The sequence below is a fragment of the Streptomyces sp. NPDC051582 genome, assembly GCF_040681715.1.
In the GTDB taxonomy this organism is placed as follows: domain Bacteria; phylum Actinomycetota; class Actinomycetes; order Streptomycetales; family Streptomycetaceae; genus Streptomyces.
The window spans coordinates 201,735-214,175 of record NZ_JBFAZJ010000009.1; the positions used below are offsets into that span (position 1 = coordinate 201,735).

Below are 12,441 nucleotides of genomic sequence, written 5' to 3' on the forward strand. Positions count from 1 at the left end.
GGTGGGGCCGCGGCGGCTCCCGGGAACGCGGCCGGCCGCCGGCCCCGCCGGTGAGGGCGGGGACGGCGGCCGGGTGGGGCGGGGTCTCGTCAGGCGGAGGCGCGCACGCGCAGGGCCCGGGCCAGGTCGTCGAGCTGGTCGACCAGCTTGCGGCGCAGGGCGGGGACGAGCTCGGGGTGGTCGAGGGCGGTGCGCCCGGCCCCGAGGTTGTCCTCGTCGACGGCGTGGCCGGGGAAGGCGTAGCGCCCGGCGGCCTCGGCGATGGCGGGGCCGCGGCGGGCTCCGAGGGCGATGGCCTCGGTGTAGAAGCGCGGTACGTACTCCCGTACGAGCTCGGCCTGTTCGGGCTGCCAGAAGCCCTGGGCGGTCGCGGTGAACAGGTAGTTGGAGAGGGAGTCGTCGCGGAAGAGGCGTTCCCAGGCGGCGGCCTTGGCCTCGGCGGTCGGGAGCGCGGCGCGGCAGCGGGCGGCGCCCTCCCGGCCGGTGGCGCTGGGGTCGGCGGCGAGCGCCGCGTCGATCTCGTCCTCTCCCACGGCTCCGAGGACGGACAGCCGGGCGAGGATGCGCCAGCGCAGCTCGGGGTCGAGTTCGGGGCCGCCGGGCACGGTGTCGTCCTCCAGCCAGGCGGTGAGGGTGTCGGGCTGGGTGGCGGCGTCGATGTGGGCGCGTACGGCGGAGAGCCGCAGCCCGGGGTCGGAGCCGTCCTCGGTGCGCCGCAGCAGGGCGCGGGCGAGGGAGGTGAGGGTGGCGAGGGCCTCGGTGCGGTCATCGGGGGCGAGGTAGCGGTCGATGACGTGGAGGCGGGCGAAGGCGAGGACGCCCTGGACGATGGCCAGGTCGGCCTCGGCGGGCAGGTGCGCCTCGGCGGTGGCCAGGTAGGCGGCGGGTTCGAGTTCGCCGTCGCGGACCATGTCGCGCAGGGCGTTCCAGACGACGGCGCGGGTGAGGGCGCCGGGGATGGCGGACAGGTCGCGCAGGGCGGTCTCGACGGAGGTGTCGTCGAGGCGGACCTTGGCGTAGCCGAGGTCTCCGTCGTTGAGGAGGAGGAGCGCGGGGCGGGGGCCGCTGGCGGAGACGACCTCGTCGGAGGGGACGTCGAGGGTGAGGAGCTCGCGGGGCTGCAGGGTGTCGTCGGGGTCGCGGTCGTAGAGGCCGACGCCGATGTGGTGGGGGCGGCTGCCCTGCTGCTGGACGGTGAGGGTCCAGCCGCCGTGGCTCTCCTCGATGCGGGGGGTGAGGGTGTCGATGCCGGTGGTGCGCAGCCAGATCTCGGCCCAGGCGTGGACGTCGCGGTCGGTGTGGGCGGCGAGGGAGTCGACGAAGTCGGCGAGGGAGGCGTTGGCGAACTTGTGGCGGCCGAAGTGGGTGTTGATGCCGGCGAGGAAGTCCTTCTCGCCGAGCCAGGCGACGAGTTGGCGCAGGGCGGAGGCGCCCTTGGCGTAGGAGATGCCGTCGAAGTTGAGGAGGGCGCTGGCGGTGTCGGGTACGGCGTCGGGGTCGGGGGCGACGGGGTGGGTGGTGGGGCGCTGGTCGGCGTCGTAGCCCCAGGACTTGCGGGTGACGCCGAATTCGGTCCAGGTGCCGGTGAAGCGGGTGGCTTCGGTGAGGGTCTGGTAGCCCATGTATTCGGCGAAGGACTCGTTCAGCCAGATGTCGTCCCACCAGCGCAGCGTGACGAGGTCGCCGAACCACATGTGGGCCATTTCGTGGGCGATGACCATGGCGCGGGTCTGGCGTTCGGTGTCGGTGACGGCCGAGCGGAAGACGAATTCGTCGCGGAAGGTGACGAGGCCGGGGTTCTCCATGGCGCCGGCGTTGAACTCGGGGACGAAGGCCTGGTCGTAGGAGTCGAAGGGGTAGGGCTCGGAGAACTTCTGGTGGTAGCGGTCGTAGCAGTCGGTGGTGATGGAGAGGATTTCCTCGGCGTCGGCGTCGAGGTGGGGTGCCAGCGAGCGGCGGCAGTGGATGCCGAAGGGCAGTCCGGCGTGTTCGGTGCGGATGCTGTGCCAGGGGCCGGCGGCGACGGCGGCGAGGTAGGTGGAGATGACGGGGGTGGGGGCGGACTTCCAGATGCCGGCGCCGTCGCCCGAGGGGTGTCCGGTGCGGTCGCCGGTGCGCTCGGTGATGCCGTTGGCGAGGACGGTCCAGTGGGCGGGGGCGGTGACGGTGAACTCGAAGACGGCCTTGAGGTCGGGCTGGTCGAAGGCCGGGAAGACGCGCTGGATGTCGTCCATGAACATCTGCGTGTAGACGTACGTCTCACCGTCCGCGGGGTCGGTGAAGCGGTGCAGGCCCTCGCCGGTGCGGGAGTAGCGCATGCGGGTGGCGAGGCGCAGCTCGTGGGGGCCTTCGCCGAGGCCGGTGAGGGCGAGGCGGTTGTCGGCGAGTCCGGCCGGGTCGAGGGGGCGGCCGTCGAGTTCGGCGGAGTGCAGTTCGTCCGGTTTCAGTTCCACGAAGGTGTCCGCGGCGGTGCGGGCGGTGAACCGGATGACGGTCGTGGACTCGAAGGTGTCCTCGCCGCCGGTGAGGTCGAGGGCGACGGCGTAGTGCTGGACGTCGATGAGCTGGGCTCGGAGCTGCGCTTCGTTGCGCGTCAGTGCGGGCATGGGGCCCATGCTGCCCGAAGGGCGGGCCCCGGTCGCGGCCTCCCCGTCCGCTCTCGGCCTACTCCTCGCCGGCGGCGATCGTCTCGTGGTGGCGGATGACCTCGGCGATGATGAAGTTGAGGAGCTTCTCGGCGAACGCGGGGTCGAGTTTGGCGTTCTCGGCGAGCTGGCGCAGCCGTGCGATCTGGTTGGCCTCGCGGGTCGGGTCGGCCGGGGGCAGCTGGTGCTTGGCCTTGAGGTGGCCGACCTGCTGGGTGCACTTGAAGCGCTCGGCGAGCATGTGGACCACGGCCGCGTCGATGTTGTCGATGCTGTCGCGCAGCCGGGCCAGCTCGGCGGCGACGGACTCGTCGATGCCCGCGGCTTCCTTCGCCGCGTCGTCGGCCGCTCCCGTGCCGGTGCCGTTGTCGAGGTCGCTGATGTTCATGATCCCGAGAATACGTGGCGGCGGCCGCCCGCACCTCGGCCGGTCGATCCGTGAGACGCCTCCTCGCCCGCCGGAGCGGAAGGGCCCGCACTACAGCGGGAGGACGGCCGTGACCAGCCAGCCTCCTTCCGGGGCGGGGCCGGCGGTGAGGGAGCCGCCCAGGGCCTCGGCGCGCTCGGCCATGCCGACGAGGCCGTAGCCGCCGCCCCTGGCGGTCTCGGAGAGGCGGGCCGGGCGGCCCCCGTCGTCGGCGACGCGGATCTCCAGCCCGGCGGGGACGGTGCGCAGGCCGACGCGGACGGCGGTGGCGGTCGCGGCGTGCTTGGCCGTGTTGGTGAGGGCTTCCAGGACGATGCGGTGGGCGGTGGCGGCGACGTCGCCGGGGAGCCGCTCGGCCAGCCCTTCTTCCACGTACAGGGCGACGGGCGGGCCGGTGGCGGAGAACCGCTCCGTGAGCGTGCGGATGTCGGCGAGGCCGGCGACGGGGGCGGTGCCGGGGCGGCGGCCGCCGCCCGGTGCCTGGTCCTGGCTCTCGCGGAGGATCTTGACGAGGCGGCGCATGGAGCCGAGGGCCTCGTCCCCGGCGGTCTCGATGCGGCCGAAGATTTCGGCGGCCCGCTCGGCCGGGACCCGTGTGAAGCGGGCGGCGCGGGCCTCCACCACGATGCCGGTGACGTGGTGGGCCACGAGGTCGTGGAGCTCCCGGGCCAGCTCCAGGCGCTCCGCCGTGCGTACGGCGGCCAGCTCGCGCACGCGCTGGCCAAACTGCAGGCGCAGCAGGAGCGAGTACGCGCCGACGACGACAGCCAGCACGCAGAACAGGAGCGTGAACCGGCCGGGGTCGGTGTCGCGGACGGGCACGGCCATGCAGCCGAGGCCGAGGAGGGGGCCGAGGACGGCGGCGGTGCGGACCGGGGCGCGCAGCAGTACCTGGGAGAGGAGTACGAGGAGGGCGATGGCCTCGCCGCCGCCCCAGACGGCCAGGGGGTGGTTGCCGAAGATCAGCAGGAGGGTGACGGTCCAGGTGACGGCGGCGGCGAACCAGGCGCGGGCGAGCAGGGGGATGCGGGGCCAGGGCGCGGCGCTGAGGCAGACGAGGATGCCGGAGATCCATACGGCGGCGTGCGGGAGGCTGGGCTGGCGGGCGAGGGCGACGCCTTCGAAGGTGACGAGGGCGAGCAGGATCAGGGAGAGGGTGAGCCGGATCCCGTCGGCGGTGCGGGGATGGCGCCGGGCCCAGGAGGCGAGCGGGCTCACGTCGGGGGCGCGGCCAGGCCGGATTCCCAGGCCCAGGCGGCGATCTCCACGCGGTTGCGGGCGTCGAGTTTGGTCTGGACGTTGGCCAGGTGGGTTTTGACCGTGGACAGGGAGACGAACAGCTCGCCCGCGATCTCGGCGTTGGTGCGGCCGCGGGCCACGCACCGTACGACGTCCCGCTCTCGCTCGGTCAGGGGTTCGGCGGGGCGGCGGGCGGATTGGGCGGCGGCCCGGGGGGCCATTTCGCGCAGCAGCCGTACGGTGATGGCGGGCGAGACGAGGGAGTCGCCGACGGCCGCCGCGCGGACGGCCTCAACCAGCATCGCGGGGCTGGCGTCTTTCAGGAGGAAGCCCGATGCTCCTCCGTGGAGCGCGGCGTGGACGTACTCGTCGAGGTCGAAGGTGGTGACGATCACGATGCGCGGACCGTCCCGGTCGGCGAGTCGCCGGGTGACTTCGAGCCCGTCCAGCTTCGGCATGCGGATGTCGAGGAGGAGGACGTCGGGCCGGTGTGCGGCGACGGCCGCGAGCGCGGCCTCGCCGTCGGGGGCGTCGGCGACGACCTCGATGTCCGGCTGGCTTTCGAGGATCATCCGGAATCCGGTCCTGACCATCTCCTGGTCGTCGGCGATGACCACGCTGATCGCCATGCGCTGCCTGCCCCACTGTCGCCCGCTGCCTGTGCCCTCCCATGGGACCGGCGGGTGCGTCGGCCCGCAACCGGGCGGGGCCGGGCCGGCGCGGTGCCGGCCGCGGGCCGCTGCGGCCGACCTTACGGACGTACGGGGCCCGGGGCCTCGTCCTTCCGGCCCGGGTGTGCTCGGCCGGAAGGACGAAGTCCGGGGTTCAGAGGGTCGCGGCCGCGTTCTTGATGGCCGTGGCGAAGGTGGAGACCTCGGAGTAGACGCCGGGGAAGTTGGGCCGGGCGCAGCCCTCGCCCCAGCTGACGATGCCGACCTGGATCCAGGCGTTGTTGTTGTCGCGGCGGAACATCGGGCCGCCGGAGTCGCCCTGGCAGGTGTCGACGCCGCCCTGGGGCAGCCCGGCGCAGATCTCGTCGCCGGGGACGAGGTCGCTGCCGTACGCGCTCTGGCAGGCGGCGTCGGAGACGAACGGCACGGTGGCCTTCATGAGGTACCGCTGCTGGCCGCCGCCCTCGCGGGTGGCGCCCCAGCCGGCGACGGTGAAGGTGCCGTTGTCGAAGGCCTTGGTGTCGGCGATCTTGAGGGTGGGCAGGTTGATCGGCTTGGCGAGCTTGATGAGGGCCCAGTCCTTGCCCTTGCCGTTGTAGCCGGGGGCCTGGAGGACCTTGGTGGACTTGACCTTGATGGCGCCGGAGCTGTTGAGGTCCACGACTGCGGCGGTGGCGGTGATGGAGGTGTTGTTGCCGGAGCCGTTCACGCAGTGGGCCGCGGTGAGGACGATCTGCTGGGTGTAGAGGGCTCCGCCGCAGCCCATGGAGAGGCGGACCATGAAGGGGAACTCGCCCTGGGCGGCGCGGGTGCCGCCGACGACGGGGGCCTGGGAGGCGTTGGCGGCGCCGGGCTGGAGGCTGACGGCGGCGAGCGCAACCGCGCCGACGGCGAGGGTGCGCTTGAGGAGTGCGGCAAGGGTGGACAAGGTCAACACACTGCCTTTCGTGGGGGGTTGGGCCGTGCGTGCCATCGGGTGAATGACACGTACATGTCACACCCCTTTCCGATCGGACATCAAGAACGCGTTTTCGGACAATGTGCGGCCGGGGGGCCGTCATGACGCGAAACGGTCGGCGCGCCAGTCCCGTCGAGCACGGATTTCCGCATCTCGACACCGTCCGCGCCGCGATCACCGCCCTCTTCCGACGGCTCTCCCACGACGGGATCCGGACCTACGACACCAGCTTCTCCCCCGCCGACGCCGCCTTCGGCGCCGACGAGGACCTCCACCTCGGGGCGCACCGCGTGGCCTCCGCGATCGTGCGCGCGCTGCGGCTGCCCGATGCCCGGATGGTGGTCTGCTTCCGGACGATGCAGCAGGCGGCCACCGTCGAACTGACCGCGGGACCGGAGTACTTCATCGAGGTCAACGACCGCTTCCGCACCCACCGCCGAGACCTGGCCGCGGCCCTCGCCCACGAAGTCACGCACGTCCTGCTGCACCGGCTGGACCTGCGCTTCCCGGCCACCGCCGACAACGAGATCCTCACCGACACCGCCGCCGCCTACCTCGGGGCCGGCTGGCTGCTCCTCGACGCCTACCGCGAGGACGGGCTCACCCACCAGAAGCTCGGCTACCTCACCCCCGAGGAGTTCGGCTACGTCCTCGCCCGGCGCGACCTGCTGCTCGGCGAGGACCTGTCGGCCTGGTTCACCAGCCCCCAGGCGTACGAGGCGTACGTGCGCGGCCGCGCGCTCGCCGAGCGGGAGCTGCGCCGGGCCCCCCTGGCGGCCGCGGACCGGGCCGGGCGGCGCCGCTACGCCCGGGACCGGCGGGCGGGCACCGCCGCGCCCGGGGCCCCGTACCGCTTCGAACGGGATCCCGCGGGGGACGCGCGCGTGAGCTTCCCGTGCCCGGTGTGCGGGCAGCTGCTGCGGCTGCCGGTGCGCGGGCCGGTGCGGGCCCGGTGCGGGCTGTGCCGCACGGTGCTGGACTGCGACACCTGACCGCGTCCGGGCGGCGGACGGGCCCGGCGCGGGCGGCCGACGGGCGGGCGGTGAGCCGCCGGGCCGAGGAGCGACAAGTTGTGGGACTGAGAGCGGTTCAAAGCGCGACCGGCGTGGGTAGTCCTATCCCATCGCACGAGTGAGGGAACGGCCCCGACCCCCCCGCCAGGGGGCCGGGGCCGTTTCTGCGTCACGAGCCGCCGACGTGGTCACCGGTCGGCGCCCCGTCGGCCGGGACCACCCCCGCGGCCGGGACCCCGCGGCCGGCTACTCCGCCCCGTAGACCGGGTGCGGGGGTTCGGATTCCGCGAGGAGCTTCGTCGCCGCCTCGCCCGCCTCGGTCGGGGTCCAGCGGGCGCCGCGGTCGGCCGTCGGACCCGGGCGCCAGCCCTCCATCACCGTGATCCGGCCGCCCTCCGCCTCGAAGACCCTGCCCGTGACCCCCGCCGAGGCGTCCGAGCCCAGCCACACCACCAGCGGCGACACGTTCTCCGGGGCCATCGCGTCGAAGGCGCCCGCTCCCGGCTCCGCCATGCTCTCCGCGAAGGTCTGCTCCGTCATCCGGGTCCGCGCCGCCGGGGCGATCGCGTTGACCTGGACCCCGTACCGTCCCATCTCCGCCGCCGCGACCAGCGTCATGCCGAGGATCCCGGCCTTGGCCGCGCTGTAGTTGCCCTGCCCGACCGAGCCCAGCAGCCCGGCCCCCGAGGAGGTGTTGACCACCCGCGCCGCCACCGCCCGGCCCGCCTTGGCCTCCGCCCGCCAGTGCGCAGCCGCGTACTTCAGCGGCAGGAAGTGCCCCTTCAGGTGCACCCGCATCACCGCGTCCCAGTCCGCCTCCTCCAGGTTCACCAGCATCCGGTCCCGCAGGAACCCGGCGTTGTTGACCAGCGTGTCCAGCCGGCCGAACGCCGTCAGCGCCGCCCCGACCAGGGAGGACGCCCCCTCCGGGGAGGCTATGTCCTCGCCGTGGGCCACCGCCTGGCCGCCCAGCGCCCGGATCTCCGCGACCACCTGCCCGGCCGGGCTGTCCTCCCCCGGCTGCCCGTCGAGGCCCACCCCGAGGTCGTTGACCACGACCTTCGCCCCCTCCGCCGCGAACGCCAGCGCGTGGGCCCGGCCCAGCCCCCGACCGGCACCCGTCACGATGACCACACGACCCTCGGCAAGTCCCATCTCAGCTCTCCTTGTTGACCGTTGCCGCATCCAGAAACGCCGGGCGCTCCCCGCCTCCGTGCACGAGCAGGCTCGCCCCGCTCACATACCCCGCCCGGCCCGAGGCAAGAAACACCGCAGCCGCCCCGACGTCCGAGGGATCGGCCAGTCTGCCCAGCGGAACCGTCGCCCCGACGGCCTCGATCCCCGCCTCGTCCCCGTAGTGGAGGTGGGCCAGTTCGGTCCGCACCATCCCCAGGACCAGCGAGTTCACCCGTACCTCGGGCGCCCACTCCACGGCCATCGACCGGGCCAGGTTCTCCAGTCCCGCCTTCGCCGCCCCGTACGCGGCCGTCCCGGGCGATGGCCGGGTTCCGCTGACGCTGCCGATCATCACCACCGATCCCCGGGCCTCGCGCAGTCGCGGGTACGCCGCCAGCGAGGCCGCCATCGGCGCGAGCAGGTTCAGCTCGACGACCCGTGCGTGCCGCTCCGCTTCGCCCTCCCCCAGCAGCCGGTACGGGGTCCCGCCCGCGTTGTTGACCAGGCAGTCGAGCCGCCCGTACCGGCGCTCGACGGACCCGAAGAACTCCTCGACGGCGGCCGGATCGCGCAGGTCCAGCGCGGCGAACGAGGCCGTACGGCCGTCCGCGGCGACCGGCTCCCGCGGCGGGCGGCGGGCGCAGACGACGACCTCCGCGCCCGCTTCGAGGAACGACCGGGCGATGCCGGCGCCGACGCCGCGGGTTCCGCCGGTCACGACGACAACCCTCCCGTCGAGCTCCATAGGCTGCTACCTTCCTCACCTAACAAATGTTTGGTGGAAAGGTAGCTGATCCTCTCATGGGTGTCTCCACCTCAAGCCCCGGCAAGGGCATCACACTTGTCACGGTCGACTTCCCGCCCGTCAACGCCCTTCCCGTACAGGGCTGGTACGAGCTCGCCGACGCCCTGCACGCCGCCGGCCGCGACGGCGGGACCCGGTGCGTCGTACTGGCCGCCGAGGGCCGCGGCTTCAACGCCGGCGTCGACATCAAGGAGATGCAGCGCGACACCGGCCACGACGCGCTCATCGGCGCCAACCGAGGCTGCTACGAGGCCTTCGCCGCCGTGTACGAGTGCGAGGTGCCGGTCGTCGCGGCCGTGCACGGGTTCTGCCTGGGCGGCGGCATCGGACTCGTCGGCAATGCCGACGCGATCGTGGCCAGCGAGGACGCGACCTTCGGACTCCCCGAGCTCGGCCGGGGCGCCCTCGGCGCCGCCACCCACCTCTCCCGGCTCGTCCCGCAGCACCTGATGCGCACCCTCTACTACACCTCCCGCACCGCGAGCGCCGCCGAACTGCACGCGCACGGCTCGGTGTGGAAGGTGGTGCCGCGCGCGGAGCTGCGGGACGCCGCCCTGGAGCTGGCCGCCGAGATCGCGTGCAAGGACGGCTACCTGATCCGGCTGGCCAAGGCGGCCATCAACGGCATCGACCCCGTCGACGTGCGGCGCAGCTACCGCTTCGAGCAGGGGTTCACCTTCGAGGCGAACCTCAGCGGGGTCGCCGACCGGGTCCGCGACACCTTCGCGGGGCCCGCGGCCGGAGCGACCGCAGGGAAGGAGCTCTCGTGACCGACAAGACGATGACCCCCGACGAGGTGGTCGGGCGGCTGCGCAGCGGGATGACACTGGGCATCGGCGGCTGGGGTTCGCGGCGCAAGCCCATGGCCCTGGTGCGGGCACTGCTCCGCAGCGAGATCACCGATCTCACCGTGGTCTCGTACGGCGGCCCCGACGTCGGCGTGCTCGCGGCCGCCGGCCGGATCCGCCGCCTGGTCGCCCCGTTCGCCACCCTCGACTCGATCCCGCTGGAGCCGCACTTCCGGGCCGCCCGCGAGAGCGGCGCCCTCACCCTGACCGAGTACGACGAGGCCATGTTCATGTGGGGCCTGCACGCCGCCGCGAACCGGCTGCCCTTCCTCCCCGTCCGCGCCGGCCTCGGCTCCGACGTCATGCGGGTCAATCCGGAGCTGCGGACCGTCACCTCCCCCTACGCCGACGGCGAGGAGTTCGTCGCCGTCCCCGCCCTGCGGATGGACGCCGCCCTCGTCCACCTCAACCGCGCCGACCGCCTCGGCAACGCCCAGTACCTGGGCCCGGACCCGTACTTCGACGACCTGTTCTGCGAGGCCGCCGACGCCGCGTACGTCTCCTGCGAGCAGCTCGTGGAGACCGCCGAGCTCTCCAAAGCCGGCCCCCCGCAGTCCCTGCTGGTCAGCCGGCACTCGGTCACCGGCGTCGTCGAGACCCCGAACGGCGCGCACTTCACCTCCTGCGCCCCCGACTACGGGCGCGACGAGGCCTTCCAGAAGCTGTACGCGGCCACCCCCTGGCCGGAGTTCTCCGCCCGCTTCCTCTCCGGCGGCAGCGAGCACGCCTACCAGTCGGCCGTCCAGGCCTGGCACGAGGAGCAGCGGTGAGCACATCGGGAACGGCGGGCCCGGCCGGGACGGCGGGTACCGCCGAGACGGGCGCGGACGTCTCGCGGGCGGAGTACTGCGTGATCGCCTGCGCCGAGGCCTGGCGCGGCAACGGGGAGGTGCTGGCCAGTCCGATGGGCCTGGTCCCGTCGTTCGGGGCCCGGCTGGCGAAGCGGACCTTCTCCCCCGACCTCCTGCTGACCGACGGCGAGGCGCTGCTCGTCGGTCTCGACGGGGAGACGGAGGGCTGGCTCCCCTACCGGCGCCACCTCACGATGGTCACCGGCGGGCGCCGGCACGTGATGATGGGCGCCAGCCAGATCGACCGCTTCGGCAATCAGAACATCTCCTGCATCGGCGACTGGGCCCGGCCGTCGCGCCAGCTCCTCGGGGTGCGCGGCGCACCCGTCAACACGCTGAACAATCCGGTGAGTTACTGGATCCCGCGGCATTCGACGCGGGTGTTCGTCGAGCGGGTGGACATGGTGAGCGGGGTGGGTCACGACCGGGCGGAGGCGGCCGGGGTGACCCGCTTCCACCGGCTCCCCCGGGTGGTCAGCGATCTCGGCGTCTTCGACTTCGCCGGCCCGGACCACTCGATGCGGCTGGCCTCCCTCCACCCGGGCGTCACCGTCGAACAGGTACGGGAGGCCACCGGGTTCGCCCTGGCGGTGCCCGGCGAGGTCCCGTACACCCGGGAGCCGAGCGCCGAGGAGCTGCGGCTGATCCGCGAGGTGATCGACCCGAAGGGGCTGCGCGACCGGGAAGTGCGGGCCTGAGGCGATGACGGCGGCGATGCGCCTGGAGACGGCGTTCACGGAACTGGTCGGGGTCGAGCACCCGATCGTGCAGACCGGCATGGGCTGGGTGGCCGGCCCGCGCCTGGTCTCGGGCGCGGCCAACGCGGGCGCCCTCGGCATCCTGGCCTCGGCGACGATGACCGTGGACGAGCTGCGCGCGGCGGTCCGCGAGGTCCGCTCCCGTACGGACGCCCCGTTCGGGGTGAACCTGCGCGCGGACGCGGGGGACGCGGCCGAGCGGGTCCGGCTGATCATTGACGAGGGCGTACGGGTGGCCTCGTTCGCGCTCGCCCCCTCGAAGGAGCTGATCGCCCGGCTCAAGGACGCGGGCGTGGTGGTGATCCCCTCGATCGGAGCCCGCCGGCACGCCGAGAAGGTCGCGGCCTGGGGCGCGGACGCGGTGATCGTGCAGGGCGGCGAGGGCGGCGGGCACACCGGGGACGTGGCCACGACCGTACTGCTGCCCCAGGTGGTCGACGCCGTGGACATCCCGGTGGTGGCGGCGGGCGGCTTCCACGACGGGCGCGGGCTGGTCGCCGCCCTGTCGTACGGGGCCGCGGGCATCGCCATGGGCACCCGCTTCCTGCTGACCTCGGACTCCACCGTCCCCGACGCGGTCAAGGCCCGGTACCTGGAGGCCGGCGTCAAGGACGTCACCGTCACGACGGCCGTGGACGGGCTCCCGCACCGGATGCTCCGTACCGAGCTCGTCGCTTCCCTGGAGCGGGCGGGCCGTACCCGGGCCCTGGCCCGGGCGGTCCGGCACGCGGCCGCGTTCCGCAGGCTGTCGGGGCTGTCGTGGCCGCAGATGGTGCGCGACGGCCTCGCGATGAAACACGGCAAGGACCTGTCCTGGAGCCAGGTCCTGCTCGCCGCGAACACCCCCATGCTCCTCAAGGCGTCCATGGTCGAGGGCCGTACGGACCTCGGCGTCATGGCATCGGGCCAGGTCGCGGGGGTGATCGAGGATCTCCCTTCCTGTGCGGAGCTCGTCGCCCGCGTCATGGCCGAGGCCCACGGTGTGCTCGCGCACCTGCGGTCGCTCGACGCCCTGCCACCACCAGGGTGACCTCCTTCTCCGCTCCAGGA

At 73.4% G+C, this 12,441-nt stretch carries 12 protein-coding genes; 5 read left to right on the plus strand and 7 right to left on the minus strand.

Features of this window, described 5'->3' with window-relative positions; all coding sequences use genetic code 11:
- Positions 1-89: 89 nt before the first annotated feature.
- The 5 genes from pepN to AB0M92_RS15025 all read right to left on the minus strand — a co-directional run bounded on the left by pepN (position 90) and on the right by AB0M92_RS15025 (position 5,919).
- Positions 90-2,606: an aminopeptidase N gene (pepN, locus tag AB0M92_RS15005; RefSeq protein WP_366102540.1), complete on the minus strand. Its 2,517-nt coding sequence runs from the start codon at positions 2,604-2,606 to the stop codon at positions 90-92.
- A 58-nt stretch (positions 2,607-2,664) separates the two neighbouring features.
- Positions 2,665-3,033 (minus strand): chorismate mutase, encoded by a 369-nt coding sequence (locus AB0M92_RS15010; RefSeq protein WP_366102541.1) that lies wholly within the window; start codon positions 3,031-3,033, stop codon positions 2,665-2,667.
- A 90-nt stretch (positions 3,034-3,123) separates the two neighbouring features.
- On the minus strand, positions 3,124-4,290 hold the full coding sequence (locus tag AB0M92_RS15015; RefSeq protein WP_366102542.1) for a histidine kinase: 1,167 nt from the start codon (positions 4,288-4,290) through the stop codon (positions 3,124-3,126).
- The gene (locus tag AB0M92_RS15020) at positions 4,287-4,940 is read right to left on the minus strand and encodes a response regulator transcription factor (protein ID WP_366102543.1); all 654 of its coding nucleotides are present in this window, start codon (positions 4,938-4,940) and stop codon (positions 4,287-4,289) included. The genes AB0M92_RS15015 and AB0M92_RS15020 overlap by 4 nt, the downstream gene beginning before the upstream one ends.
- Positions 4,941-5,136: 196 nt before the next feature.
- Positions 5,137-5,919, minus strand: coding sequence for a serine protease (locus AB0M92_RS15025; RefSeq protein WP_366102544.1), 783 nt, complete (start codon positions 5,917-5,919; stop codon positions 5,137-5,139).
- A gap of 122 nt (positions 5,920-6,041) precedes the next feature.
- On the opposite strand from AB0M92_RS15025, the gene AB0M92_RS15030 reads away from it, so the two are divergent.
- Entirely contained in the window at positions 6,042-6,932 is an 891-nt protein-coding gene (locus AB0M92_RS15030; protein ID WP_366102545.1) for a hypothetical protein, read from the plus strand.
- 267 nt (positions 6,933-7,199) lie between these two features.
- Here the strand turns inward: AB0M92_RS15030 and AB0M92_RS15035 are convergent, their stop codons facing one another.
- Together AB0M92_RS15035 and AB0M92_RS15040 are read right to left on the minus strand one after the other, a co-directional pair.
- Positions 7,200-8,108: an SDR family oxidoreductase gene (locus AB0M92_RS15035; protein WP_366102546.1), complete on the minus strand. Its 909-nt coding sequence runs from the start codon at positions 8,106-8,108 to the stop codon at positions 7,200-7,202.
- 1 nt (position 8,109) lies between these two features.
- On the minus strand, positions 8,110-8,874 hold the full coding sequence (locus AB0M92_RS15040) for an SDR family oxidoreductase (protein ID WP_366102547.1): 765 nt from the start codon (positions 8,872-8,874) through the stop codon (positions 8,110-8,112).
- 56 nt (positions 8,875-8,930) lie between these two features.
- Between AB0M92_RS15040 and AB0M92_RS15045 the strand changes: the two genes are divergently transcribed.
- The 4 genes from AB0M92_RS15045 to AB0M92_RS15060 all read left to right on the plus strand — a co-directional run bounded on the left by AB0M92_RS15045 (position 8,931) and on the right by AB0M92_RS15060 (position 12,421).
- Complete coding sequence (locus AB0M92_RS15045; RefSeq protein ID WP_366102548.1) at positions 8,931-9,704, plus strand: enoyl-CoA hydratase family protein; 774 nt, start codon at positions 8,931-8,933, stop codon at positions 9,702-9,704.
- Entirely contained in the window at positions 9,701-10,552 is an 852-nt protein-coding gene (locus AB0M92_RS15050) for a CoA-transferase (RefSeq protein ID WP_366102549.1), read from the plus strand. Before AB0M92_RS15045 ends, AB0M92_RS15050 begins: the two co-directional genes overlap by 4 nt.
- 80 nt (positions 10,553-10,632) lie before the next feature.
- The gene (locus AB0M92_RS15055; RefSeq protein WP_366102589.1) at positions 10,633-11,331 is read left to right on the plus strand and encodes a CoA-transferase; all 699 of its coding nucleotides are present in this window, start codon (positions 10,633-10,635) and stop codon (positions 11,329-11,331) included.
- Between the two features lie 4 nt (positions 11,332-11,335).
- Positions 11,336-12,421 (plus strand): nitronate monooxygenase, encoded by a 1,086-nt coding sequence (locus AB0M92_RS15060; protein ID WP_366102550.1) that lies wholly within the window; start codon positions 11,336-11,338, stop codon positions 12,419-12,421.
- Positions 12,422-12,441: the final 20 nt, after the last annotated feature.